General features: G+C 34.1%; 19 protein-coding genes and 1 tRNA gene. 10 read left to right on the top strand and 10 right to left on the bottom strand.

The genetic code is table 11. The features are described 5' to 3' along the window. Both NK356_RS06120 and NK356_RS06125 read left to right on the top strand, forming a co-directional pair. Positions 1–1,050: a radical SAM protein gene (locus NK356_RS06120; RefSeq protein WP_253316476.1), complete on the top strand. Its 1,050-nt coding sequence runs from the start codon at positions 1–3 to the stop codon at positions 1,048–1,050. Next, positions 1,047–5,060: a hypothetical protein gene (locus NK356_RS06125; protein ID WP_253316477.1), complete on the top strand. Its 4,014-nt coding sequence runs from the start codon at positions 1,047–1,049 to the stop codon at positions 5,058–5,060. The genes NK356_RS06120 and NK356_RS06125 overlap by 4 nt, the downstream gene beginning before the upstream one ends. 319 nt (positions 5,061–5,379) lie before the next feature. Here the strand turns inward: NK356_RS06125 and NK356_RS06130 are convergent, their stop codons facing one another. From NK356_RS06130 to NK356_RS06140, 3 genes are read right to left on the bottom strand one after another with little or no spacing between them, the layout of a single operon-like run. Then, positions 5,380–6,405 (bottom strand): CBASS cGAMP-activated phospholipase, encoded by a 1,026-nt coding sequence (locus NK356_RS06130; RefSeq protein ID WP_253316478.1) that lies wholly within the window; start codon positions 6,403–6,405, stop codon positions 5,380–5,382. 15 nt (positions 6,406–6,420) lie between these two features. Continuing rightward, the gene (locus tag NK356_RS06135; RefSeq protein WP_253316479.1) at positions 6,421–6,849 is read right to left on the bottom strand and encodes a hypothetical protein; all 429 of its coding nucleotides are present in this window, start codon (positions 6,847–6,849) and stop codon (positions 6,421–6,423) included. After that, positions 6,833–8,116: a nucleotidyltransferase gene (locus NK356_RS06140; protein WP_253316480.1), complete on the bottom strand. Its 1,284-nt coding sequence runs from the start codon at positions 8,114–8,116 to the stop codon at positions 6,833–6,835. Before NK356_RS06140 ends, NK356_RS06135 begins: the two co-directional genes overlap by 17 nt. A 762-nt stretch (positions 8,117–8,878) precedes the next feature. On the opposite strand from NK356_RS06140, the gene NK356_RS06145 reads away from it, so the two are divergent. Beyond that, a complete protein-coding gene (locus NK356_RS06145; RefSeq protein ID WP_253316481.1) occupies positions 8,879–10,057 on the top strand; it encodes a hypothetical protein in 1,179 nt (392 codons plus the stop codon). Between the two features lie 171 nt (positions 10,058–10,228). Here the strand turns inward: NK356_RS06145 and NK356_RS06150 are convergent, their stop codons facing one another. After that, positions 10,229–10,531, bottom strand: coding sequence for an aldo/keto reductase (locus tag NK356_RS06150; protein WP_301287939.1), 303 nt, complete (start codon positions 10,529–10,531; stop codon positions 10,229–10,231). A gap of 382 nt (positions 10,532–10,913) precedes the next feature. Between NK356_RS06150 and NK356_RS06155 the strand changes: the two genes are divergently transcribed. Continuing rightward, positions 10,914–12,602 carry a recombinase family protein gene (locus tag NK356_RS06155; protein ID WP_253316483.1) on the top strand — a complete coding sequence of 563 codons (1,689 nt, stop codon included), beginning with the start codon at positions 10,914–10,916 and terminating at the stop codon, positions 12,600–12,602. Positions 12,603–12,897: 295 nt separating this feature from the next. Here the strand turns inward: NK356_RS06155 and NK356_RS06160 are convergent, their stop codons facing one another. After that, entirely contained in the window at positions 12,898–13,602 is a 705-nt protein-coding gene (locus NK356_RS06160) for an HAD family hydrolase (protein WP_253316540.1), read from the bottom strand. 13 nt (positions 13,603–13,615) lie between these two features. Then, entirely contained in the window at positions 13,616–14,083 is a 468-nt protein-coding gene (locus NK356_RS06165) for an NUDIX domain-containing protein (protein ID WP_228421760.1), read from the bottom strand. A 573-nt stretch (positions 14,084–14,656) separates the two neighbouring features. On the opposite strand from NK356_RS06165, the gene NK356_RS06170 reads away from it, so the two are divergent. The 6 genes from NK356_RS06170 to NK356_RS06195 all read left to right on the top strand — a co-directional run bounded on the left by NK356_RS06170 (position 14,657) and on the right by NK356_RS06195 (position 19,219). Then, positions 14,657–15,502, top strand: a complete 846-nt coding sequence (locus NK356_RS06170) for an AraC family transcriptional regulator (protein ID WP_253316484.1) — start codon at positions 14,657–14,659, stop codon at positions 15,500–15,502. 113 nt (positions 15,503–15,615) lie between these two features. Next, the gene (locus tag NK356_RS06175) at positions 15,616–16,521 is read left to right on the top strand and encodes an alpha/beta hydrolase (RefSeq protein ID WP_253316485.1); all 906 of its coding nucleotides are present in this window, start codon (positions 15,616–15,618) and stop codon (positions 16,519–16,521) included. A 36-nt stretch (positions 16,522–16,557) separates the two neighbouring features. Further along, entirely contained in the window at positions 16,558–17,469 is a 912-nt protein-coding gene (locus tag NK356_RS06180) for an alpha/beta hydrolase (RefSeq protein WP_253316486.1), read from the top strand. A 72-nt stretch (positions 17,470–17,541) separates the two neighbouring features. After that, positions 17,542–17,943 (top strand): cupin domain-containing protein, encoded by a 402-nt coding sequence (locus NK356_RS06185; RefSeq protein WP_253316487.1) that lies wholly within the window; start codon positions 17,542–17,544, stop codon positions 17,941–17,943. Between the two features lie 20 nt (positions 17,944–17,963). Beyond that, complete coding sequence (locus tag NK356_RS06190; protein ID WP_253316488.1) at positions 17,964–18,599, top strand: NAD(P)H-binding protein; 636 nt, start codon at positions 17,964–17,966, stop codon at positions 18,597–18,599. Continuing rightward, the gene (locus NK356_RS06195; protein ID WP_253316489.1) at positions 18,599–19,219 is read left to right on the top strand and encodes an NAD(P)H-dependent oxidoreductase; all 621 of its coding nucleotides are present in this window, start codon (positions 18,599–18,601) and stop codon (positions 19,217–19,219) included. The genes NK356_RS06190 and NK356_RS06195 overlap by 1 nt, the downstream gene beginning before the upstream one ends. 453 nt (positions 19,220–19,672) lie before the next feature. Here the strand turns inward: NK356_RS06195 and NK356_RS06200 are convergent. The 4 genes from NK356_RS06200 to NK356_RS06215 all read right to left on the bottom strand — a co-directional run bounded on the left by NK356_RS06200 (position 19,673) and on the right by NK356_RS06215 (position 26,029). Then, positions 19,673–19,757 (bottom strand) — tRNA-Ser (locus tag NK356_RS06200). A gap of 218 nt (positions 19,758–19,975) precedes the next feature. Continuing rightward, positions 19,976–20,470 (bottom strand): hypothetical protein, encoded by a 495-nt coding sequence (locus NK356_RS06205; protein ID WP_253316490.1) that lies wholly within the window; start codon positions 20,468–20,470, stop codon positions 19,976–19,978. Positions 20,471–20,638: 168 nt separating this feature from the next. Next, on the bottom strand, positions 20,639–21,229 hold the full coding sequence (locus tag NK356_RS06210; RefSeq protein WP_034698612.1) for a hypothetical protein: 591 nt from the start codon (positions 21,227–21,229) through the stop codon (positions 20,639–20,641). 6 nt (positions 21,230–21,235) lie between these two features. Then, the gene (locus tag NK356_RS06215) at positions 21,236–26,029 is read right to left on the bottom strand and encodes an RHS repeat-associated core domain-containing protein (protein WP_253316491.1); all 4,794 of its coding nucleotides are present in this window, start codon (positions 26,027–26,029) and stop codon (positions 21,236–21,238) included. Position 26,030 lies beyond the last annotated feature (1 nt).

Consider the following 26,030-nt stretch of genomic DNA (forward strand, 5'->3'; position numbering starts at 1 on the left):
ATGAACTTAATTAGAAGACATAGTGATGGTTATAATTTCATAGCTGACCAAGACTCAGGCGTAACCATGCGGTGGGGAAAAACTGTTAATGATGATCCTTATCGGGCTCCAATTCCTGAACTGGTAGATATTTCAATATCAAACCATTGTACAAAGGGGTGTACCTTTTGCTACCGAGATAGTATACCAAATAATGTTTTTATGAGTTTGGATGATTATGAACATGTAATCCAGTCCTTAAATGATGAACGTTGGGGAAATGTTTTTCAAGTAGCATTGGGTGGTGGTGAGCCATTGGAACATCCAGATTTTATTGAAATATTGGAAATTACAAGAAAATACAATGTAGTTCCAAACTTCACTACAAATGCAATGCATATTACTAAAGATATTGCAGAAAAAATAAAACCACTTGTTGGGGCTGTTGCTATATCTTTTCCAAATATTAGATCGATACCATTATCAAAAGCTCATATTTTTATTGATGAAGGAATTAAAACAAACATTCATTTTATTCTTGATAAGAAAAGTATAAAACAAGGAATAGAGATTTTAGAAGGAAAATATAATCATCTTCTTAATGGTTTTAATTCAATAATTTTCCTAACATTTAAACCTATGGGAAGAGGCAAAGAAGACCTCTGTTTAGAATTGAATGATGATTTGAAAAAATTTTGCAAACTAATTGATGGTCATTCTTGTCATCTCAATATAGGCTTTGATTCTTGTTTTATGCCGATGTTGATGCACTTTACCGATACTACTATTGACTTTATTGAACCATGTGAATGCGCTTTTTTCTCTGCTTACGTAGATGAGAACCTAAACGTTAAACCTTGTTCATTTGCCAATCACAACAGAGATACTTATAGTTTAAAAGAAAAAAACTTCTCCGAAATATGGAATAGTCATTGGGAAACTTATAGAAGTGCCCAAGTAAATACTTGTGAGAGATCATGTAAAAACAGTAGCAACTGTAGAGGAGGCTGCCCTTACTATAGCCAAATTAACTTATGTAAAACAGAAAATCCGGCAGAAGCACTGATATGACGAATATTTCATGGAGTCAATTTGACATTAACCAGCAGGCAAAAGATATAAGTTTTGAATCCTTTTGTTTTCAACTTGCATACCTACGTTATCATGAATTCGGTTATTTTGATAATTTTTATAACACTCCTGGTTCAGAATTTTATTTACATCTCCATACAGATTGCCAGGAATTGAACCTCAAAGCAGGCGACGAAATTGGTTGGCAGGTGAAATGGTGGTATAACACGGAGGACAATACAAGTCTTTTAAAAGATAGGCGAGAACAACTCATCAACAATTTCAATACAACTCTCAATGAACATGCCCATATAAAACTTTGGATTATTTGTACCCCTTCCAGTTTTAAAGAAAGTACCTTTAAAGATCTAAAGATTAGCTTAAAAGCGATATCACCCGCAACAGAAATTTTGCATTGGAATAAAGAGACTTTTAAAAATTTCCTTTCAGATAAGCATTCAAAATTCGGAGCAATATTTCATCATTACTTTAATACTAGCTTCATAAATTTTGAAATAGTAAAAGAATATACGGAAAGACAAATTGAATACTTACATACCAAATTTGACACAGATCTATATGTTCCTTCAGACTATGACAAGGAAATATTATATCTACTTGATTACAAAAAAATCTTCAGCGATTTAGAAATAAAAAGTACATATATAAAAGATGATATCAAGGATGCAAGACGAAGCATTCAAAGAAATGATTTAGAATCCTTTTTAGATCCGAGCTATTCAAAAAACATATTGGAACTCATAGACTTTATTTGTAAAACGTTAGACGAAGTTATTACAACATTAGTTTCAAAATTGAATATAGAAAAGTGTAAATATTTAAATGATAAAATTGATATTTATCTTAAAACATATCGTACCTACGCTAATAAGTTAAACAAGACTATTCAAGAAGACAAGTGGGCAAAAAACAAAAAGCTAAAACAATATGATTGGCAACACCAAGATATCATTGAACAAATCAACATTCTACACAGCCATTTTGTACAAATTAAAGAATTTGAAGAAAGGATTCATAGTCATAGACCAATTCCTACTCCACTTACAAAGTTATTAGACCTTGTTTTTCAAAAAGAAGTACATATATTAAGTAGTGCAGGATACGGTAAAACTAATATAGCATGTAACATAGCTCAAAACTGTATTGAAAAAAATATACCTGCAGTTTTAATATTAGGTTCAACGTTTAGAAAGCTAGATTTTCCACAGAAAATAATCTTAGAATCTATAGGAATTGACAAAGACTATAGTTTTAAACAATTCTTGCAAGCATTAAATACATTGGGCTTCAGCAAAGGAGTTAAGATACCTATAATTATTGATGGACTTAATGAAAGTAATCCTTACAAAGATATTTGGAAAACCAATATCTTTGATATAATTGCTGAAATAAAAAAACTGGACCATATTTGTTTGATTACAACCTGTAGAGACCGATATATCAATACCATATTTGAAAAAGAAAATATTTCCGATATCAAAAATAAATTCGTTTTAGAAGGGTTAACTGAAAAACAGAAGCGATCAGCCATACCAAAATATTTTGAGAAATATAATATTGTTCCAACCTCCTGGAATTTTAATAAAGATTTGTTTAAACATCCGTTATTGTTAAAAATATTCTCCGAAGCCAATCAGGAAAGCGAAAATATTAATATTTCTATTGATAATATTTTTCAAAGTTTTGACAGATATTATGATAATATTATAAAAAAGATTACAGATGATGACATAGTACTTAAGCACAAAATAAATAAAAGGATAGCACAGTTATGTGAAAAACTATGGAATGACAATTCTAGAGATGTAGACATTATTGATTTTGCTACTATCATTTCACCAGAAAGTCATAAACTTTATAATACTCCCGCTGATAAAATACTGGATGAAGGACTATGCTTATTTCAGCGAAACTTGGATGAAAGTGATAATGAAAGAATTCAGTTTGCCTATGATTTGGTTGCAGGTTATCTAATAGCTTCAAAAATTTTATTAGCAGAAGTCAAAACCGTAAAAGAAATAGAAACCAGGCTTTATAATATTGATATCCAAAATAAATTATTCTCCGGGGATTCTGCACATTCTTTGGCTGAAGATATAATGATTTCCCTGCTATATTTGCTACCTTCAAAATACAATATTGAGTTTTTTGAAGTATTTGAAGATGCTACGGCTTTAGAAATCTGCTATCGAAATATAGATTATTACATCGGTAATGATTCAGGCCAAGAGAAAATAAGGAAAATATGCGCAGATTTATCAAAAGATCACCCTACCCATCATCTTCTTTTGAACAAGTTATATGAGAACATTTATCAGAAAAAAGTTCATGGGCTTTCTCTATTTGCAATTTCTATATTGCTCCCCTTAAATCAAATTGAAATTGATATCAGTTGGACAGAAATTATTAGAAAAAATAATTCTGCAACTTATAATCTATTAGAAACAATTAATAAAAATGTTCAACGAGAGGCACTGACTTCGGTTGATGCTGAAGAATATTTTTATACTTCCTTTATTAGTACAGTTTCCTCCAATCAAATCCTCAGAGATCTTGCTACAGAAAACCTATATTTAATTGGCCGAAGAGTTCCTGAACAATTACTTAGTTTTTGCAAAAAATGTTATGATTTTAAGGATACAAATGCATTAGAATCACTTACCGCAGCACTGTGTGGAGTTTTAATATCAATTAGAGAGAAAGAAATAACAGAAAAAGCATTGATATTTTTAACCAATAATTTTTTAACCACATGGAAAAATACTCATATTGGGATTATAGAATACATTCTAACCATAATAGAATTTGCTAATAATGTTTTTAAACTCGACTATCATAAAAAATTAAAATTTAACAGCAGAAGTTTTAGAATTTCTACAAAGTTTAGAAAAGGAAAACAATATTCTCGTTTTAATACATTTCTTGCGGGTGTTGATATGTATGATTTTGTGAAATATCAGATTGCAGGAATTACATCTCAAAGCACTTTTTCAGAAAGTGACTGTATAGAAATTATTTTGAATAGGGTAAAAGAAAATGGATATGATGAAAAATTGTTTGAATCCATTAACGAAGAATTTAAAGAGAATAAAAACTATGGGTATGGGTATGGTCCTCAAATTAAATTCTATTCTGAAAAGTACCTTTGGCAGGCGTATTTTGAATTTATAGGATATTTATTTTTAGAGAATAGACTTACATCAGAAGATAAGAACAGATACCGATGTTTAGATTTGTATTATGATCCTGGCTTTCCAAGACTACCCAAACGAAATCAGATTATAGCAGATTGCTTTTTCCCACCTAAAGAAGGAGATGTACAGGGATGGATAAATTCTGAAGATCAGAATTTTATTGATTCTTATTACATACACCACCTCTTTTCAGATGAAGAATGGGTATTGATGTCTGCCTCTATTAGCCAAAAAGGAAAAGAAAATGATACACGGTTTGACCTATCTTTACATGCTTATCTAATTCCTAATGAAAAGGCTGCTAGCTTTGAAAAAAGTATTAAAAAATGCAATTATTATCCGACCGACAGCAATTCGCTGTACAATATTTATAGTGGAGAAATTAGCTGGAGTAACTTTCTAAAAAAACGAGAGAAATCTTATGGCGAGATTGATTTTAATATGGATGAGCTTGTTTGGAATTACAGATGGGCAAGCTGGTCTAATAATCGCTCACAAAATCCAAACTTCCCATTTTTAAATCCTAAAATTTCTAATGCTGATAAATTGGAATTTAATCTACTAGACTTATCTTTTTATAACAATAAAAATGAACAAGTAACTCAATTCATCTGGACTGAATCCGCTAAACTCTATTACATTAAAAGAACAGTAATTGAGAGACTTATTAAACAACAAAAGAAAGAATTAGTTTGGTATCAATTTGCTTCCAAGTCTGGAAAATATGATGATAGTAGTTTGAACCCTGTTTACAAAGATTTACGTAAGTTTTTGCGTTATTCTGCTATTATATAATTGTGGTATTAATATAGTTAATATATAACAGGGAACCTTATAAGAGAGACTATAACATCACTCTAATAAAGTCCAAATTTAGTTTACTTGATGGTACAAAACTCGAACTCCCTACTAGAGGATTTGAGGCGACTATGCAATCTTGGCGTATAACATTTAGTTACTTTAAAGGATGCTGAAATAATATAGATGATATTCTTTCAGCATCCCTTAAACCCTAAACAGTATTAACTAATACTTCTATCTCATTTAAAGACAGAAGATATTTTTTTTTGTATATTAATAAATACCGAGAATATGAGTCGCTACTTCAATTCTGTTACAGGTTGTTTATATTGAACAAATTAAATATTTCATTTTTATATTGTGCATAAACACTTAGAGCTCTTTGTTCTAATAATGCTAGCCTATCTTTGTTAACCTCATCCATTTGAATAGCATCTTCCTCTTTTGCAAAAGTTGTATTCAATCGTAAATATCCAAAGTTATCAGGTTCTGCTTTATCGATACCATTTTTCAAAAGGCTAATCAGATTTTCTGCTTGTTGAGATTGTCCCTGCATAAAAAGCTCAATAATTCTTTTCTTCTTACTAAGCACCCAATAATAAATACCAAATCTTTTGGTTCTGTTTTCCTCTAGAAAAACACTTTGCCCAGTACCAATTGATAATAGGTTGATATCTTTAAGTTCCTTTTTAAAGGCTTTTTGAGCTTCAATAAGAGCTATAAGTGACGGATTATTTGCCCATACACCACCATCTACTTTGTACTTAAAATCCACATTATTTCCATCAAGATCTAAGTAACTTTCAGAGGAATATGGATCAAAATAAGTTGGTGCAGATGATGTTGATAATGCTGCTTTAAATAATGGCAGATTAGGATCTCTCGTAAACCGTGGATGATACATACTTTTTAAAACAGAAGGACACCCCTTGTGTAAATCATAAACAGAAACAGCCACAGGAACTTTACAATCTTTCAATAGTGGAATTTTGCCTCCATGGTTTTCTTGAAAAATCTCAACAATTAATTTTTCTAAGGAATTTCTTTTATGTGTGGCTCCAAATAAGGAGCAAAACTTGTTTCTCCTGTTACCAAAAATTTTTTTCGCATTTTCAAAGTATAAATCTTTGATTCTAGAAGCAGGAATTCCGAGGGATAATGCCAATGCAAGAATGCCGCCGGTCGATGTCCCGAAAATAAGATTTACATTTTGATATATCTGCCAATCTTTCTTTCCTTTTTCCTTAAGTTCTTTTTCTATTTCTGCCAAAATAACTGCTGGAAAGATCCCTCTTATACCCCCTCCATCAATTGATAATACATTAAATTTTTCACTCATAATCAATCCTACTAACTATCTTTTATCACTTGTATGAACTATTCCCCCGCCAGTCCATTCTCCAGTCATTAACCAAATCTCGTAATGATACAGCCATTCAATTGCCCAGGGCATAATAGTATGTGAAATATACTGTGAACTTGTCCATTCTTTTGCTTTAGGATAATATAAACAAAGCTCCTGCTTGTCTTGATTATACACATGTTTTAGCCTTGATTCTTCCTCAGGTAACTCTAATGGTATAGGTTCTAAAACAAAAACCTGGGGCACATCATTAAGTTTGTAAATTAGGCGTACTAAATATTCATCACCAAGCGGAGATGACTTAAGATATCCTTCCCATTTGATTTTATTTCGGCAAAGCATAGTTGTTTTTCCAAAGCTGTACTCCTTTTTTAATGATGCCAACTGCTCAATTACACTTAACTTATTCTTCTTTATCATTCCCAAAAAAATTGTGAGGCTTTATTTTAGAAACAGCAGAAAGTCCTGATGTAGCTGTTCCAATTACACCTAGATTACGATCTACGTGATTATTCCCACTTTCAGTTAACCATCTCATTTTATTGCCAATATCCGAAAAAGTCTTTTTGACTGGTTCACTTCCAAAATAGCTTTGTAAAGACTCATTAAGCATTCTTTTATTTTCTGGAAATCGAAGATTAAGAAAGTCCTCCTTAGCTTTATCCAGCCAATCATTAAAGAACTGCTCTCTTTTTGAGCCAGGAAGAGGCCAACGATCAGCAAAATTCTCAGTAGGGTTTACAGGATTGGAAATCCATTTTATATTTCTATACAGTTTTTCATCAAAACGATCTTCAATATAATTTCGCATATTACTGACAATATTTATAAGCGCATCCGTAACATTATCTTCCCCATTGTATGCATGAGCAGCTAGAGTTGTTATGATACAGGATATAGGTTTTTCCTTTTTGTCTTCTTCGTTATAATCCTTAAACATTATATCACGGTGCCTTTTAAGCAATTGTACCGCCCTTTGTAAGGGTAATCTATCCGCCTGATATTTAGGCGTAGGATTAACAGACTCATTTAGGGAAAACATTTTGCTCTTAAATCCTTTAATATCTTCTGCTATACTCATAAACCATTTCGCATAACCAAATGGATTACTCTGGAGCCAATCAGCAGGGTTTATTGAATAGTGGTACTCAGGCCTCTCATTATCTGTAATACTTAGTACCAGTTCATCAATATTCTGGTCTTTAAGATTACTATAAGCTTTCTCCAAAATTACAGAATACCCCTTCGTATTAATAGCGGGCAAAATATCCATATGATAACGTTCATTCGGTACTCCATTTTCCCGATATCGCAATGTCCAGCATCTCCTACCTTCCTCATCTAGCAATGATTCATATTTTTTATGTTTAGACAATTGTCCCCCTACGAGTTCTTTAACATCTTTCTGTGTCCAATTTACCCTTTTTCCATTCAATTCACATACAATATCAAGATCCAGATCACCATCTGGATCAACAGTTTGAATAGTGGTCCCGATTATAAAAGAACCTTGTGGGCTAATTACTGGATTATATTCTGCCAGCTCCGAATCATCACCTGTTAGCCATGCCCCTACAGCTTTATAGCTTCTTACTGCTGCATCATGTTGACTTTCCGTAATACTGAGATTTTCGCCCAATGTATCTAAGATTTCTTCTAATTCGTTTTTTTCTCCTATTGTTATCATGGTTATTATAAATTTCTTTTTAATATTATTGTGGTGTAGGATTAGATAATTAAAATCACCTACATTCTCAAAAATAAAAAAAATTGGCTTAACGATGATACGGGAACCCGTAATAAAATATATTAAATTGGTATACCACAACATATAGAGATAACATAAGGTATGTTATCTTTATAAGTTACGGTTGACTTCAGTTTTTCATCTTGATCATAATATCTAACTTCCTGTATACTATCATCTTTAAAAAGACATTTCTTTGGTTAACTTACCATTTTCATCAAAAGAATTGCTTAAAACCAGTGATCCATTTTTATATGAATGAATTGATAAGTCAGAATATTCATCATTAAGTTGATAAGCCATCCATAGGTCTATAGGTATCAGTTTCTTTATTATATTAAACCAAAGAATAAGAAATTAATGTTTACATTCTTAATATTGGTGACATTTCTATTTTATAATATTTCTCGAATTAGTTGTGCCAACTTTGTTAATAATTTTTTACATTTATATAGCAAATAACCAATTAAAGAAAATGTAAAATTAATCCCCCACAATAAAAGAGCCCAACGCTAATTTATTTTGATAATATTCTCAACAGGTATCAAAAAAATACGATGGGCTGTACCTAGCGTTACAAACACTTATATCTCCTTACTCCGGTACTATTTACACTATTGGATCAATTAAAAGAAATATACTAGGTATAATTTCATCGTAGCTGTAATCAATTATCCTTCAACCCAAAAAAAAACTATAATTATGGACAATATCATTAAACTAGCAGACAAAGCAAAAGAAGAGTTGGCAAAAGCTTTTGTTAATAAGCCAGAGATTGAATTATGGAACTGGCTTAATATAGGTTTAAGACGAGAAGGTCTGGTAAGTGAATTGTATAAAAGACCACATATTGAAAAGAGCATTATAGCATTTCCAAATATTGGCAATCACGAAAAGGACCTGATAATTACTTGTATATCTCAGATATGGGCTCAAGAAACAAGTCACCAGAAATTACTTGATAGCTTTTTTAAAGCTGTAATTCCACCCACAACAATTATAGAAAAAGTCAGAAACATAAATGACGAAATAATGGGCCGCCTCGAAGGATTTGTTACAGCTGGTATCATTGCTCCCAAAAATATTGCTCATGAAGCACTTGCGAAAATCGGGATCGTTATGGGACGTTTGTCAGATTCTGTTCCTGATTTCATCAATGATATTGATAAGTCTGACTTCTCAGTTTTATGTGATTTCAGTGCTAGTCTTGAATATACAGCTCAAGTTGGGTATGCAAGAATGGTAGAATTAATAGAACGACTCCCAAATAATACTGCTACTTTTGGACTAAAGATCATAAAACGGGATTTAGAACATATTTACAGAGAAGAACTTTATCACAATTTATTTTTCAAACATTTGACCGCCTGGCTACAATTATCAAATAGAAACAATACAGTTAATTCCTTCGAAAAGTTTGTATTTGAGGCATCATTAAACAAAAGCAATAATTCATCAATTATAGACATTCCTTTAAATTCTCATTTATTTAATACCCGAAAAAATGTAAAACAAATTTTAAAAACAAATGCTAATTCTTTAGATAAGAATACAAACATGGGGTTGACTAAAATTAATATGGGGTTAGAAATAATCAGTAATCCAATGAACTATAATTCGCAGGACGATTTTCAATATGGTCACAAAAGTCTAGCTGAGGGGATTCATATTTTGGCAAAGAATAATTTTAATAATGATTCTAGAATTGAAATAGTCGTTAATGAAGCTGTTTCAATAAACCAACATTTAAATTATATTAATAGGGATTTTGATTTTATCGACATCAGCCGATTTAAACCCAAAGATATAAAACCAACCGACTTTACTGAGACCATTTCTAAGATTGAAAATAAAAAAATCAATTTCAATATTTTTAATTAAAGACAAAAAGAAAATATAAAGCAACATCATTGATTCACTCCTTATTTCCGTAGAAGCCCTACTTTTTACACAATCTTGGTGAGTCAATAAAGTTATTGGACAAATCTTTTTTTCTTTTACTAGAAACAGGAAAACTTCGCGTATTGCGAAGTTCCTGTTTAGCTATAGCATCTATTCTTCTGACATTGTTAGGAGGTCTTCATTTAAACGTGCTCCTTGAATTGTCATCTGTGATAATGCTTCATCAATTTCTTTTAAATCATTAGGTAAAATTTCTACCTCCAATGATTTTAAATTGTTGTCGATGTATTCAATCTTATCCATTCCAGGAATAGGAACAATAAAAGGTTTTTGAGCCAAAAGCCAGGCTAATGCAATCTGTACTGGCGTTCCATTTTTTCTTTTTGCAATTTTCACAAGTAACTCGACTAGTACACTCCTTTTATTAATATCAGAAAAGAAAGAACAGAACATTATAATAAAGAACAGATTCAAATTCACATTAGATTTTGGGACAAGATAAATGATGTTATACCCTACTATTACAAAAAGAACTTTTTTAAAACACAAACTCCAACAAATGCTCACATTACGAAGCTAAAGGAATTACGAGATGCTATTGTGCATACAAAATCAAATCACCTATTTTCAAACTCATCGAAGCTTTACTTAAGTTTAAATATGATGAAACATTTATAGCAATTAGAAAGTTTATGAATTTTTACAAAGAAGAATATATTGTAGATTGCGATTGCAGTGCAGATTTTTAGAAATACCTTTTTTTATTTACGTCTAAAATCTTATTTCAAATAAAGCAGTACTATTTAACCGTTGATATTTCATAAACCCTATATTTATGAAATCAGCGTATTTATATGTCAGAGTTAGTACTGATGAACAAATGAGAAAAGGCTATTCTCTTCCTGAGCAGGAGGAAAGGCTGTTGAAATATTGTGAACTGAATCAAATTGCTGTTAAAGGAATCTTCAGAGAAGACTTTTCAGCAAAGGACTTTAATCGGCCTGAATGGAAAAGGATTATTAAAACTTTAAAAAATAACAGAAAAAGACCTGCAGAGAATATACTATTTATTAAGTGGGATCGGTTCAGCCGTAACATTGAATATGCCTATCAAATGCTTGGTATATTAAGAAGTTTAAACACAAAACCATTCGCTATTGACCAACCAATCGATTTTAATGTTCCTGAAAGTATAGTGATGCTTGCTGTCTATCTTTCAATTCCTGAAGCTGAAAACAACAGAAGAGGACGAAATGCTTCGGATGGAATGCGTAGAGCCAGAAAAATGGGGAGATGGCCAGGAAAAGCTCCAATGGGATATATAAACCAGTCAACACAAGATGGCAGAAAAATCATGAGACCTAAACAGCCACAGGCTGATTTAATTAAATGGGCTTTTGAGCAGTTTGCTACTGGTACCTATTCAATCAATCAGGTGAGAACTATGACCGTCCAAAGAGGTCTACTGTGCAGTAAAAATAATTTTTGGAAGATACTGCATAATCCCATTTACTGTGGAATAATTACGGTTAAAGCAACTAAAACTGAAGATATTCAATATGTAAAAGGAATTCATAAGCCAATCATAACAGAAAACCTTTTCCGAACTGTCCAATTATTACTCAAAAGTAAACGCAAACAGAATGAGTCAAAACTTCAATCAAAACTTCTATTCCCACTCAGAGGGTTCATAAATTGTCCTTTCTGCAGGCGAAAGTTGACAGGAAGTACATCTCAGGGCAAAAACAAAAAATACAGGTACTATCATTGTAGTACATCTAAATGCAAAGGCAGGTTTAGAGCAGATCTTCTAGAAAAATCATACGAAAGTCTTTTAAAAAAAATCTCGTTACTTCCTAGTGTACATGAACTTTTTGACCTCATTCTCGAGGACGAAAATATATTCACAGCAAGAAGGCAAGCATTGAATGATAAAAAAGTCGTCCTTGCGGAAATTTATCAGAATAAGGAGCTTCTAGCAAAAGCAAGAAGGTATTTATTGGCTGGAAAAATAGACTTTGAAGATTTCAGAGATACTAAAAAAGAGTTTAATCAAACCTCTCATAATTTAAACGAGAGATTACAGCATCTTATACAGAAATTGAATATGGATTTTTATAAAGACAAAGAAATAGAGTCAAAAGATTGGATTAACATTTTTCAAGTCTATAACATTCAAGACTTCGTCGGTAAAAGACATATTGTAAGTATGTTTATGCCTTCTGAAATAAATATATCCCAAATGGATTTTAAGACCATACAAGTCAATCCTATTCTAAAAAAAGTAACAATGTGTGATGGATTAATCAGTAAAAGATCTGATAACACTCAAAGACTCGTCGAGAAAAATATCAACAGGATTACAAAATTCTTTTCTGGACGAATGGTTTCTACTATTCAGGCAATGAAAATCCTGAAAAATAATGGAGTACGTGTCAATGAAGATGAAGCAATTGTTATCTTAGATTTCTTATACATGCTGGCTACTATCTTCAAACAAAAAGATCTTGACCTACAAGATTGAATAATCAAGGGAATATTGAATACATAATAATGGATAATAGGAATATTCTAATGGTAAATATTTTTTATATTAAGAAACATTCAAAAACTCAACCATATTTTTACATTATTCCAAAACAACATAATCAACTGAAATTCAATTAACAAAAAATATAAAAAGGAGACATTAAAAAATAAACGTCTCCCTAAGCTTATTAACATTCTTCAAAAATTCCATCAACGATAATTCGTACATTGTAATAGATATGACTTAATCTAATAGTTAGCCATTAATAAACTACCCACAATGTACATTTCTACAACAGGATAGGTAGAAGCTGAGCCAAACTTTCTATCTGTAAAAAATTATTTGGTTTGACTTTCTCATCATTTTTTTCATGCTCCCAAGTTATATGATACGGAACATGTATTGCTTGCGCTCCGACTTCTAAAACGGGCAAAATATCTGAATTTATTGAATTCCCAATCATCAAGAAATCTCCTGCCTCGCATTCAAGTTTACTCATGAGCTTTAAATAATCATTATTCTTTTTATTACTCATAATCTCAACATGATGAAAATACTTTTGGAGACCCGAATTATTTAGTTTCCTTTCCTGATCCAAAAGATCGCCTTTGGTGGCTACTATCAATTTGTAGTTTTTATTAAGTTGAGCCAATGTATCTTCTACACCATCCAACAATTCAATTGGCATCCTTAGTAGATCCTGTCCAATTTCTATAATCTTATTAGCCGTTTTTAAAGATAATTGGCCTGCTGAGATTCTACTCGCTGTTTCTATCATACAAAGTATAAAACCTTTCACTCCATATCCATATAAGGATAGATTATTCATTTCCGTTTCAAACAGTTCTTTTGATATTGAATGTTGAGGAAGATAATTTTCTAATAATTGGCAAAATTCAACCTCTGCCTTTTGGTAATAGGGTTCATTTATCCATAAAGTATCATCCGCATCAAAGGCTATAATCTTGATGGATTCTCTATTTATATTAATTATTCAATTTTTAATATTATCTAATTTGGGTATTACTGTACTGTTCCCATAAAGATATCAGATTTAATTCTGAATCATAGATAGCATTAAACGCAAAAACCTCACCTTTAGAAACATAATCATATATATATAAATCAGTTAAAGGTGTTGGAATATCCGCCAAATTTTCAGCTTCTATCCATTCTAGTTCTCCTTCATTACAATATGGGGCATCTACAAATTCGATATCTGATACATATACATAACTTATCCAATTGTATTTCACAGGTGATGTTTCAGTTAAAATCCCACAAAACTGTTTCGAAGTAATATGAATTCCCGTTTCTTCCATTACTTCACGTACCACAGCATCGTCAGGATTTTCAAATGGATCTATTTTTCCGCCAACAGGAACATACATATCTTTATTTGGTTCTTTTAGTCGTTTTAGCAACAAAAATTTATCCTTGTTTCTTAATATACATAGCGTAGCTACCTTCTTCATTCCATTCACACAATTATTCATGTTTTTTACCTTTTTAAACAAAAATAATAAAATTCCAAAAGAGTTTTCAATACCTGAACTGCATATATCTTCAACAAAATTATAAATTACCTCTTGTATCTTGAGCAAAACTCAACATACGTCAGAATATTTTATAGTTATTAATATCAATTTCCAAAATTTTTGACAATTAGCTTGTTTGCGTTGTGAATAAACTTCTGGTCGTGATACTTCCCAACACGCACTGCAAAACACAGTAAATCAGTTGGTCTTGAAAAATCAACATACATCATTTTAAAGTTTCATTCGACCTTCTTTTATTTAGATGTGAAAAGTTCTGCTCCTGAAAGAATAAAGGATTTTTCCAAGTAAAATCTGATCTTTTTTGGGTTCCTTTAACAAAAACTGTAAGCTTCGATTTCAGATGAATGGTGGACCTTTGCAGGAATTATTTATCTAACATATTACGTTGTTTTATCCAAAACAGTAAAATGTTTCGTTTTTACAGTTGAACGTTTCATTTGTAGCTATTTCATTTTTTTAACTTTGCAGGATAAACAGTTTTTTGTAGCAATGGCAAAATCTTACAACATACCAGCGTTTTTAAAGTACATCAATATTAATGGTAGAAATGACGATGGAGTTCAGGTAATTCATTATGATGAGCACAAAAATATATTGTTGAAATCGCCCCCTGTACAACTGGAATTTTACCTGATGGCTATCAAAAGCAACATAGATGTATATCCCCCTGTTGAAGAAATGTCAAGTTCTTATCTCTTTCTTGATAAACCGGGAAATAGTATGGAATGGGATTTGTCCGGTCCATTTATCGGTTATGGTATTTTTGTGAATGCAAAATTATTGGATAAGTTTGCAAAAGATTATACTTTCACAGGCTATACCCGCCATGAAGCACTTTTTTTGACTGACAGGGAAAGTAAAATTTTATATGACCTTTTTATAAAAGCTTACGAAGAATATCAACGAGATGGTTTTTCACAAGATGTGCTTATCTCCTATGCCACTTTAATTCTTTCTTATACACAAACTTTCTATGAACGTCAGTTTGAAGCCCGAAGTAAAGTTTACAATAAGGTTGTGGCTGACTTTTATAAGCAATTAGACCAATATTTTGAAAATGATAGTAAAGAGGAATTCCCTACAGTCAACTATTTTGCATCAAAAGCCAATCTTTCCGTTAATTATTTTGGTGATGTTATCAAACATTTTACTGGACAATCACCAATAGAACATATTCATCAATATATTATTCAAATAGCAAAGAAAAAACTGCGGGAAACCAAACTTACCATCAATGAAATTGCATATAGTCTAGGTTTTGAATATCCCACTTATTTTACACGCTTCTTTCGCCAAAAAACAGGAATCTCACCTAAAATATTTAGAAATCAGTAAAACGTTTCGTTTTTAAAGTATTTTGTTTTCAAATATAGCTTAAAGGTCTGTTTACCTTTGTTCTACCAAAAAGGTTGAATGTCTGGCATTCAATTTAAAAAAAGAACAAGACAATGAAACAGTCCATAAAATTCAAGAATGGAGAAATCGACATAGCTGGAAATATTTTCCTTCCTGAGGATTTCAATACAACAAATAAGTACCCCGCAATTGTAATTGGTCATCCTGCCGGAGGCGTAAAAGAACAGACAGCCGGAATATACGCTTCAAAAATGGCAGAGAAAGGATTCGTAACGCTTGCTTTTGATGCCAGTTATCAAGGTGAAAGCGGTGGTCTTCCAAGAAACACTGAAAACCCGTCAGCCAGAGTTAGTGACATTAGTGCTGCTGTTGATTTTCTGACAACATTAACCTACGTAGATTCAGAACATATCGGTGGAATTGGTATCTGTGCTAGTGGAGGATATTTTGTTGCCGCCACAAAAGAAGATAAACGTATCAAAGCCCTGGTAACAGTAAGCGGTGTTGATATCGGACAGATGTACCATGAGGGATGGAACGGAAAAGGAGGAACAGTCAACATACAGGAAATATTGAAAGCTGTCGCAAATCAACGTACAGCTGAAGCTGAAGGAGCAGAGCCTATATTCCTGAATTGGTTGGGTGACCGCAATCCTGAATATGGTAAAGAAGCAACAGACGGCTATGATTACTATCGGACAGAAAGAGCACAGCATCCGAATTCTACAGGAGCATTTCTATTAACCGATTTAAGCAGACTTATTAATTTCCGGGCATTTGACCGGATTGAAAGCCTACTAACACAACCCTTACTTGTGATTGTAGGTAGTGAAGCTAATTCCAAATGGAACAGTGATTACCTCTATGCCAACGCAGGAAGCAAGATTAAGGAATATTTTATTGTGGATGGAGCCAATCATTTTGATTTATATGACATTCCACAATACGTAGATCAGGGTATTGAAAAAATCACCCAATTTTTCGGAAACAACCTCTAAACAACAAATAAATATTAATTTCTAAAATTTAATACAATGAAAAAATCAGTAAAATTTAAGGCACTTTATTGGGATATTGCAGCAGATCTTCTTTTCCCACCAAGTTTTGATGAAAGCAAAAAATACCCTGTTATCATCAGTACGCACCCAATTGGAAGTTGTAAAGAACAGACTTCAGGAAACGTTTACGGACAGGCATTTGCTGATGCAGGTTTTGTAGTACTAGTTCCCGATGCTTCTTTTCAAGGTGAAAGTGGCGGCGAACCAAGGTTTTTAGAAGATCCCTCATTTCGAGTAGAAGATTACAGCTATGCGTGTGACTATCTTGTAACGCTTCCTTTTGTTGATGAAAACCGTATCGGTGCATTAGGGATGTGTGGTGCAGGTGGCTATGTTATCAGCGCAACAATGAAAGAACGCCGTATTAAGGCAGTTGCAACACTTACTGGGGCAAACTATGGTCGTGTAATGCGTGAGTTCGGTGATCCTATTGCCAACCTTGAAGCGATTGCAGCACAAAGAACTGCCGAGGCAAGAGGCGCAGCTCTTAGAGTTGACCAGGGGCTTTATCCAACCTATGAAATGGCAAAAGAAGCAGATGCGGACATTGACCTTTTAGAAGCAACAGAATATTACCGTACTTCACGCGGTGAAAAACCAAATGGGGTAAACAAGACCTTATTCTCTCATAATGCATCAGCATTGACCTGGGATGCATACAATTTAGCGGAGAAATTATTAACACAACCATTATTGGTCATCGTAGGCCGCAAACCTGGAGCTTTCGGTGCCTATAGAGATGGCTTCGAAATCATTCGCCGTGCAGCTTCTACCAAAAAAGAATTGGTTGTTGTTGATGGATGGTCACACTATGATCTTTACGACAAACCTGAACCCGTGAAAATTGCATTAGAAAAATTGATCCCGTTCTATCAAGAAAACCTTTAATTATTAACAGTAAATAATACCAATGACTTTATCTATTGTAAGGTCATTGGCATTTTCTATTCAATTAAAAAAATGTATACAGAAAAAGAAATAACGGCAATGGGCTACAGCCCTGCTCCGGAGAGTTATTTTACAGGAAGAGCTTTCCTAAAAACATATGTAAATCCGGATGAAAAAACCAATGCCTATATCGGTGAGGTCCTATTTGAAGCAGGAACTCGTACCAAGTGGCATACGCATGAAAGTAACCAAATTTTATTGGTACGTGAAGGTATTTGTTTATATCAGGAAGAAGGAAAGCCGATACAAAAAATAGAAGCAGGGGATTTTGTAAACGTTATGTCCGGTATAAAGCATTGGCATGGCGCATCCCCCGATAGCATTATGATCCATACAGCAATCGGGCTTAATGCCGAAAAAGGTCTCGTGAACTGGATGGAACCAGTGTCTGATGAAGAATACAATCAATACTAATTACAGATTAAATATTAAAGATGAAAACAAAGGTTTTAGTGTTAGGTGCTGGAGGAGCTATTGCCTATCACGTCATATCGTTTCTTCAGAAAAATGAAAATATAGAATTGACTTTGTTTGCAAGAAACAGTGAACACCTGAACAATTTTAAATCAACAGCGAAGATTATCGAAGGGGACGTATTGAGCAAGGAAGATATAAACAACGCTATTAAAGGACAGGATATTGTTTATGCCAATCTTTCCGGAGCAGTTGACCAAATGGCAAAAATAATTATAGAATCAATGCATGTTAATGGAGTCAATAGATTGATTTTCGTAACTGCTTTGGGTATTTACAATGAAGTTGCCGGAAAGTTTGGGGAATGGAATAACCGCATGATAGGTTCTGAATTAGTAAGATACCGAAAAGCTGCTGATATTATTGAAAAATCAACACTTAACTATACTATTGTACGCCCATCCTGGTTGACCGATAAGGATGAAACAGATTTTGAAACCACACAAAAAGGCGAAAAGTTTACCGGAACAGAAGTCGCAAGAAAAGCCGTTGGGGTATATATTGCTTCTGTTATAGAAGAACCTTCAAAAGGTATCAAAGCAAGTATAGGTGTACAAAAACCGGGTTCCGAAGGTGACAAACCAGCATTTTATTAATGTTAAACTATTTCCGAAGACAAATGGACAATAAAACAGTATTACTCATCAATACACATCTGACCTATCCGAATAGATCAGAAGGGAAACTCAATGCGTCCTTTCAGCAGGTCGCACGGGATTTTTTTATATCCAGTGGATATCATGTACTGGAAACCAAAGTGGAAAACGGCTATAACCCAGTGGAAGAGGTTGCAAAGCATCTGAAAGCAGATATTATTATCCTTCAAACTCCGATAAATTGGTTTGGCGCTCCCTGGATTTACAAAAAATATACGGATGAGCTGTTCGAAGCCGGATATGCCAATCATGAGTTTTTAGAAGGTGATGGACGCAGCAGACAAGATGTGAGCAAACAATATGGTTCCGGAGGTAAACTAACCGGGAAAAGGTTTATGGTATCTGCTACATGGAATGCTCCAGAAGAAGCATTCGGTAATATTGAGCAAAGGTTAATGCAAGGTAAAACAACCGATGACCTGTTGCTGAACATTACTAGTAACTACGCATTTTGTGGCAGTAGCATCCTTCCGGGATTCAACAGCTTTGATGTGGTTAAAAATGGTACACCAAAAGATGACCTTGAAAATTACAAAATGCATCTGGCAGGTATTCTATAAATACAAAATAATTAAACAGAAAAATTTTAAAACTAGAAAATTGGAATTGTAAGTTATTATAACCGGAGCTACTGGAATGGTAAGCGATGGTGTAATACAGGAACGTATAGCCAATGCATTAGTTAAGAAAATATTACTTATCAATCGCAGCCCGAGTGGTTACTCTGACCCTAAAATTGAAGAAATACTACACTAGCAATCCTACCCGTGGTTAAATTACCTCATCATCATTTTTATTGAAATCTTAAGTTGCGAGATTAATTGGTTAAAGGAATATTGAACACATAATAATGGATAATAGGAATATTTTAATCACAAATATTTTTATATATTAAAAAACATTCGAAAACTCGAACACATTTTTACATTATTCTAAAACAATATAATTAACTGAAAATCAACCAACAACAAACATAAAAAAAGGAGACGTTTAAAAATAAACGTCTCCCTAAGCGGAGAGTGAGGGATTCGAACCCCCGGACCTGTTACAGTCAACAGTTTTCAAGACTGCCGCAATCGACCACTCTGCCAACTCTCCTTTAACTCCGGTAGTACCGTTGTTTTCAGTGGTGCAAATATAGAAAGTTTTTTATTACTGACAAAATATTTTTTCAATAAAATTCGAATTTTCTAGAGTTTTAAAGGGATAGCGGTGTTCTCAATCAAAGAAAACACAGGTATTATGATCTCAACATCAGACATTTGAATTCAGAAATAAAAACATTTCTATCTGGATAATTTTTTTAAAAATATTTTTTATCCATAGTAATATTCGGTAGTGACATCTCCGCTAAACGCCGGGTACGCCTCCTGTTTTTCCATATGCAATTCGAATAACCGGTCTCCGTTTTTACTTCCTCCCCGAATTTTTAAAGAATACCACCCATTTTCTAAAGATAAAGTAATACTGTTTTCTTCATTTATTGTGGTAATATCTTTTAAATAGCCAATTCCTACAATTTTCACTTCATTATTGGCCGTCTGGAATACCCAGCCTCTGGACTCTACCTCTACTTCATCATCATTCAGAATTTTTTCTTCATTTACAGAAACCCGGAATGCATAATAGTCTTCCTCTACCCCTATGATTGGAATAGCAATTCCTGATTTTGTTATTTCATCCCCATGTTCGTTTTCTACAAAATATTTTAAAATATTATTACCTTCAAGATGATTTTCTTCCAGATATTTTGCTAAAAGCTGTGGACTAAACACCACAAAACCTTTAAGTTCTGAGAATATTTTTTTCATATATGGATTGGATTTGGGTTAGTTTTCGTCTGCCATTTTAAGTATAACAGACAGATCTGTCAGATAATTATAGCAGGAACTGCAGTCTTTATTGAGCAAAATCTTCTGATATCTTTCTCTGACAGTTTTATCTTTGGAATGAAGTGTGTTATGAATATTTTTCTTTTATTAATTGACCCTGTTTTCTTCATTAAATGTTATAAAATCATTTTGTGAAATATTGTCAAGAATATCTATCAGTCTATCTTCTGTAGCTATTTCCTTATCATAAAACTGTTCAAGATATTCTTCACTTTCTTCATCATCTCCATCTGGATTATCAGTAAAAAACTCTTCAGATTTCAGGTTATTGATTATATCTAAAGTATAATCAATTGTTGATTTTATCTTCGACTCCTCTCCTTTTACAATTTTGATGATATTGGTTGCAACCAAGACAATATTTACTGCAATGGCTGCCTGATAACTACTGTATTCATCATCTTCAGGAGCTAAATTATCAAGAATAGTAAACTTCTCTACATCTGAATAACTCAGTTCATTACCCATAAAGATCTGGCTTAAAACATAGTCTGAAAACTCAGTAAGCTGCACACTCCCATTCTTAAAACGCTGAGCATAATCATAATCATCATCTTTAATTTCTTCTTCAAAAAGTTGATACAGGTCTTTAATTCTTATAAGTGATGACAGATTAAATTTGATTTTATTTTCTTTACTAAGATTTAATGATTTTTCTTTAACTGACTTTTCGCTCATGTCTGTTTATTTATATTTTGGTTGATACTTTCCTTCAGGAATATGGTACTTCCCTCCTTCCTGTCTATTTTTACTAAACTTGCCGGTTGTTCCTTCTTCAAATTTAACATTATTATTGTTCATGTGATGCTCACAATCAATACAAATTTTCGTGCTAGGTTCAATTTCCTTAATTCCTTTTTTAGCATTAATTAAAGCTTCTTCAGCGTGAACATTGTCTGCTTTGCTTTGTATCACAGTGACTCCCATTTCTTTTGCCCATTCTTTTATCTGCCTAGGCACATATTTTTTACTTGAAGAAACATAGTAATTACCATTGCCATCTGTACCTACTGCTGTGACACTAAACCCTTTGGCATCACCAAGTGTACTGTGTGCATCCCTTACCAGCTCCTGTAGAAAGTTAACAGGATCATTATGCAGACCAAAAACATCTACCCAGGTATTGGTGTCACTCACGAAAGCATACATTGTATCATTATTACCTAATAATCCAATAGGATCTTTTGATATATACATTCCAGAAGCAGCATCATAATATCTCCATCTGTTATAATAATGTCCTTCTATTTCCTGATCTGCATACTGGCCAAGTTGCCTGAATGGAATAAAATAAAGATCTCCTGTACAGTTTCTCAAGTTTCCATAGATATCAAACTCTGCTTTCCAGATTAACTCTCCTTTTTCATTATAGGACTGTAGTGGTCTTCCGATATAATCTGAAATGATACTGAAGCGCTCTCCATTTATCATTTTTGCACAAGGAAAAAGTGCCCCTCTTTCATATACCCATGTAATAAGATTTTCTGTTTTTTCATCTTCTGTTTCCAATTCACCTGCCTCATTGATGTGTGTTTTAGGAATTTCTTCTATGTCATAGCTCCATTCATGTAAAAGAACATTGGCATCCCATACAAATCTGGTTATTTTATTTTCTATGATTTTTGAAATTCTCCGTCCAAGTGCATCATATTCAAAACTTACTTCTTTACCATCAGGACGCTTTACTTTTGCCAGCATTCCGTTGGCATTCCAGATGTACGCCCAATCTCCGGATTCCCATTCTGGATTCTGGATTTCTTCTGAAAGCACAGTATGTATATTGGGCAGGTCGGTTTCTTTCAGCATTTTCGGATTACTTAACCAATCTGAAGCTATGGGTTTATAATAAGGGTGTACATGCTCTTGTTGTTCTGTATGCTCCTGCTTGGCATTGTTGATCGGCCGTTTACTTTTTAACAATAAATTTCCTTCTTCATCATAGTGATAAAACCAGTTTTTATCCCGCATCAGCTTTCCACCTTTGTCGTAGATTCGGTCTGTCTGGCGGACACTTTCATGTAAGCATCCTGTAGCATCCGGATTTTTATACTGTACCTCCCCGTTGGAATATTCTGCAGCCAGAAGGCTTCCGAAAGCATCGTAATCAAACCTTGTTCTTCCGCCCGTTACTCTATCCAGGGTATGCAGCAAACGGCTTCCTGCTGCCCAGTCATAATCTTTATGGAAAGCGGTATGAGTTTTATTCACTGTTACTTTCTGACTTACAGGCATTCCAATGTGATCAAATTCAAAGATACTTTCTACTCCACCAGTCATTTGACGGGAATACATCTGTCCGTTACGGCTGATCTCAAGATTCATTTCCCAGGGTAGAGCTGAACTTTGACTGGCAGCAGAAACTGTTATAAGCTGATCAAAATCATTATAGGAATAATCGATTTCTGCACCCAAACTACTCTGTAAACTGATCAGATTACCATGATTATCGTATTCATATTGAATGGAATGCTCACCTTGCTGCTCGCTGGTGACTAATCCCAGTTTATTTCTCTGAAAGATAACGCTGCTGTTTTCATTATCTGCCCTTACCAATAACCCTGAAGTATTATACTGATAAGCTTCCCAGGTTCCGTCTGGATAGTGGCTCTGTGTCAATCTTCCCGCCAGATCGTATTCATAAAAAATATCTTTTCCGTGAGGAGTTCTGCTTTGGGTTACCATTCCGTCTTTATCCCTTACAAAGAATTTTTTCTGACCATCGAAGCCTGTTTCTCCAATGATTTCATTGTTATTATTTCTTTCAAAAGAATAGCTTTCTCCTTTTTCATTGGTAATACTCATTAAATTTTCATAAGCATCATATCCGAAGACTAAAGTTTCTTCTTTTTTATGGGTCTGTGCATTCCGTCGAATCTGACGTTTCAGGCTTCCCATCGGTGTATAACTCATCAACCATTCTGCACGCCCGTCTGTAGCATATACAGGAAGATCATAAGCATCATAACTGAGTTTTAACGGCAATTGCCCGTGTTCATTCATTTCTACAACCCTTCCTATTTTATCTCTGTTCCAAAGAGTTTTGGTCAAAGGTTTTGGACTATAAATCAGAAGTCTACCATAAGCATCATACTTCCAGTACTGCTCCGCTCCAGCACTATTCGTAAGCAGGATAAGCTGCCCTCTGTCATTATATCCATAATGTGTAATAATATCTCTTTTTAAACTTCTTTCAGGGATTTTCCCTCCCTCAGGATATTCATAGCTGATAGTTTCTTCTGCAGGATCGGTGTAGCTTAACAGTTTTCCATCTTGATCATAATGCCATATTTCCGAAGCTCCTGAAGGGGAAAAGCGGGCCGTAACCTGTCCGTATTCATTGTAATGATAATAATATTCTTCACCATCCGGAGTATGGAATATTGTAATATTTCCCATTTCATCATAAGTATACCCCTGAACCCGTCCTTCCGGTGTTCCCCACATCTTTAGTTCGTTGTGAGCAGTATAATCATACCAGGTTTCTCCACCTTCTCCATCTACTTTTTTATACACCAGAAAGTTTTCATCGTAATGATATTCCTCTGTTTTATTGTTTTGTTTCGGATAGATCACTTCTGTAAAGCCTTCCTCATCATGATAATGAAGTTTCCCTTCCATATATCCATCTACTCCTTTGGTATGTACTACCCTTCCTTTTTTATCATACTCCCACTGATAGCTCATTCCGTTTCGGTTGGTTCTTTTCACCACCTGATTTTTTCTATCATATTCAAACATAATGGCCTTTTTGTGGACATCCCAAACATGAGTGAGATTACTCCGTTCATCATAACTGTAACGAACCTGCAGATCTCTTTGGTTTTTATAGCAATAATAAACTTCTGTTATCTTTTTATGTTCAGGGTGAATCGTTGTTTCTATACTCGTTTCAGTATTAACATCTTTTATCTTTTTTAGAACAATGCTACGACTTTCATACTCATATTCACGAATGGTTCCGTCACCATATTCGATCCTGGCTACTTTGTATATCACTCCTTCTGTAGCATGGTGAAAGCGTTTATAAGTGTAGATATCAGTACCTTTTCGGATAACCCAAATACTGCTGTCAGGTCTGTACTGCCAGATTTTGTGATCTCTGAAATAGGTCATTTCCTCTCCAATTTCTGGTGCAGGAATGAGCATTGCTATATTTTCATCGGGATGCATCCACCCTGCAAACTTATGATCTTCTTCAGGCAGAATAAACAGGTCATGATTATTGAAAACACCATTTCCAAGAGGTCCAAAATCATAAGGCCTGTCACTGTGCCATATATTTTTCCAGGTTAAAGGTGTACTGCCCTGAATGATAAAATCATCCCATTCGAAAACCATTGCTCCTGTTGCAAAATTCACAGGTTCAAGTCCGTAATGACATAATTTCTTGGATAGGGCATTGGCAAATTTGAATTTATTGAAAGGAGCTTTTTTAAGGACACTGTTATTGAGTTTTTTTAAACCATTCGCTCCCAGTTTTCCTATTTTCTTGGTTAAACTTCTCATTAAAAACATTCCGGCAAGACGCATGAGCATTTCTCCAGGGGTATAAGTATGAGGAACAAATGCTCCTCCCACCAATACAGGGCCGCCCGTATTGATCTGGATATACATGCTTGAAAAATTATTGTAGAAAGCAAAGTATGCCAACGGATTTTTCTTTGGTTTATCCGGCATGGCAGGCAGCATGGTCATTCCGAAAGGGAATCCCATACAGGTTAATACCTGTTGAGGCTGATTTCCGCTCATTTTACTTCCCTGTGCCAGAACGGTCTGTGAACCGTAATACACTTCTCCTTCATGGGGAGCTTCCTGAGGAAAAGGAATGAGATACACCGGAATAAGCGATGTAACGTGTCTGAATGGAATAACCACTCCCATCACACTGGTTGTAGTGGTTGCTTTATGCCTTCCGTGAACATATATTGAGCCTCCCATCGGAATACTTTCCGGAAGAGAGGGCATCAGATTTCTTGCAAATTGCGGAACCGGAATCTTGATGGTAATATAATCCATAATATCAAAAACAATCCCGATAAACGGATGCGGCAATGGCAAGGGAATAAACATGAATGAAGGTGGCGGCGGAATGAGAGTCCAATGGATATCAATGGCCAGCACGATATCAAAATGTTTACTTGTATGCTGAATGGCTGTGGAAGGCATTGCAGGGTTATTGACCTTAATCAGTTTTACTTTGCTTTCCGGAGCTGCGCGCTCTGCAGTCACCGCACTGTCTCCACCTCCGCCTCCGCTGCTTTTTGCGGGCTGATCAGGCTCTCCGCCCGCAATGGACTTCACCATAGAAACAGGATTCAGGGAATCAAAATTATTTTTCATTCCGTTCTTCCAGCCCTGTGTGGTTTTATCCCAACTTACCGAAGTAACGTCTGCGTTTACCTTCCAGGAGCGGTCCGGGTTCATGTCCGGCTTTGCTACCTTGATCGGTTTTACTGTTTTTTTATTCAGATCTGCCATG

Source organism: Chryseobacterium sp. S0630, assembly GCF_024158915.1.
Taxonomy (GTDB): domain Bacteria; phylum Bacteroidota; class Bacteroidia; order Flavobacteriales; family Weeksellaceae; genus Chryseobacterium.